This window comes from Actinomycetota bacterium (genome assembly GCA_036280995.1).
Classification (GTDB): Bacteria; Actinomycetota; CALGFH01; order CALGFH01; family CALGFH01; genus CALGFH01.
The window spans coordinates 1-2,213 of record DASUPQ010000087.1; the positions used below are offsets into that span (position 1 = coordinate 1).

1 protein-coding gene is annotated in these 2,213 nt (G+C 70.5%); it reads right to left on the bottom strand.

The window, feature by feature from the left end; genetic code table 11:
• Positions 1 to 666: 666 nt before the first annotated feature.
• A complete protein-coding gene (locus VF468_02360) occupies positions 667 to 2,115 on the bottom strand; it encodes an IS1380 family transposase (GenBank protein HEX5877155.1) in 1,449 nt (482 codons plus the stop codon).
• Positions 2,116 to 2,213 lie beyond the last annotated feature (98 nt).

Consider the following 2,213-nt stretch of genomic DNA (forward strand, 5'->3'; position numbering starts at 1 on the left):
TTTGAACGATGCCAGCCGGCTGCGCGCGTGCTCCTCGACCTTCGAGGCGACTTCTGTCGACGCGTCGGCCTCCCACAACTCGATGTGTGCCTTCACCTCTTGGCCGAAGAGTTCGTCCACGACCCCAACCACGGTGTTGACCGGCACTCATTTTGAAGATCAAACGGCACTCACGGTGCGCACGATCAAGGCCATTCCTCGCGGCCGATTCTGGTCGTCGCTCGTCGTGAGTCAAGGTCGGTTCTCCTCGCTGCGCTGCGGGGACTCCACCTTGACTCACTCCTCGTCGACGACGGAGCTCGCCTGGATCGAGGAATGGGTATCAGCGCCTTGAGTGACGGGGCCGTGTGCATTCGGAGTGCCGGTCAACAGGCGGCCAAGCTGACCGCACTGGCCCGCTACACACTGCGGGCCGAGGCCGGGCACCACGGCGCGAAACCCCGCGAGGTCCTGCTCCGATTGCACCAAGCGTTGATCGCCCAGCACGGCCGAAGGGGAATGCTCACCGCGATACTGGCCACACTTAGCCTGGATCCGTGGACCCGCCATCGGGCTGATCTTGGTCGTCCGATCGTTGATCTTGATGGTGGAGGGACAGGGGTGAGCCGCTGGTCTGCCCAGCCTTCCGTGTGATCTCCGGTCGGGCCCTGCGGCGGGTGGTCTGGGTCAGGCGGCTGCGGGTGCGGCGGCTGTGAGTGCGGCGGTTGTTGTGGGTGGTGCGGCGGCTGGGGGGAGCGCGGCGTGCCACAGGGCGGTCCATGGGTCGGCCCACGGCCAGTAGGCGGGCAGGTGCAGCACGGGGCGGCGTTGCGGGCGGGCCAGCCGGGCGGGCACGTCGACGAGCTGGCGGCGCAGGGTGGCGCCGCGGGCGACGGCGTGGGCGGCGGCGTGGGCGGGGTCGGCGAGCGTGCCGGCGGCGCGCAGCAGGTTGTGCGTGAGCGCCGCGCAGAGGGCCCAGGCGCTGTTGGCGGCGAACACCCCGGAGGGTAGGTGGGCCAGCGGCCCGTCGATGAGGTCGGCGAACACGGTTTCGATGATCGCGTGCCGGCGGTGGGTGAGGTCGGCCTGCGCGGTGGGTTCGGTGCTGTTGGTGAAAAGCGGGTGATAGCGCCAGACCGGGAACAGCTCGTCGCCGCGGGCCCGGTCGCGGACCCGGCGCACGATCAGCCGGGCGGTGACCGGGCGGGCGGTGCTGGTGAACGCGGTGAACTCCACCTCGGCCACCTCGGCGTCGGAGATCAGTTCGCCGGTATCGGGGTCGATGACCGCGCCCGGGTAGTGCACCGGGGTCCAGGCGTGGTCAGGGATGGCGGCGATGGCCCGGACCACCGCCCGGTTCTTGATCAGTGTGACGGAGAACCGGGCGCCCGCGTCCAGGCAGGCGGCGACCACCGGGCCGTTGCCGAATGCGGAGTCGCCGCGCACCAGGAGCTGTCCGGTGGCGCCGGCGGCGCGGGCGGTGGCGATCACCCGGCGGATCATTCGCGCGGCGGCCTTGCCGGAGCCGGTCCGCCCGGCGCGCAGCCGGATGTCGGCCACCACCGGCGCGCCCCGGTCGGTGCTGAGCGTGGCGGCCTGCGGAGACAGCCCGCGGCGCAGCACCTGCCTGCCGGCAATCTTGGTGTGGCCGAAGCTGGCGCCCTGCTTGGCCGGTCCGTACACCGGCCGCAGCAGCGAGTCGATGTCCACATACACCCGCTGCTCGATGCCCGGCAGCAGGTTGCTGTGGGCGACCAGCCGCGCCAGGTGTGTGCGCGCCACCTCCGCCAGCTGGCGGATCTGGTCGCGGCCGAACTCGCGCAGGAACTGGCCCAGCGTCGCTGGCGCGTACACCTCGGTGAACAGGCCGGGCAGGCCACCGGCGCGCAGCAGGTTCAGATCGTCGATGCAGTCCGCGCCGGCCGCCATCCCGGCGATGATCGAGGTCAGCTTGCCGGCCGGGTTGGCCGTTGCCGACCGCACCCGCGAGTGCCTGAACTTGACCTTGCCGGCGAGCAGCTCGGACAACCCGGCCCGCTCCGCCAACCTCAGCACCGGCACCAGCCCGGCATGCGACACGAGATTCTCATCATCGAACCGCGGCGCGACCCGCGACCAGCTATGGGAAAGTTGCACCGGAAGTGCCCTCCGAATCCTGCTTGATCGGGTCTTCACAACACGATCATCCCAGGTCAGAGGGCACTTCCCCGCTTCCCGCGCCGATCAGCCGTCCA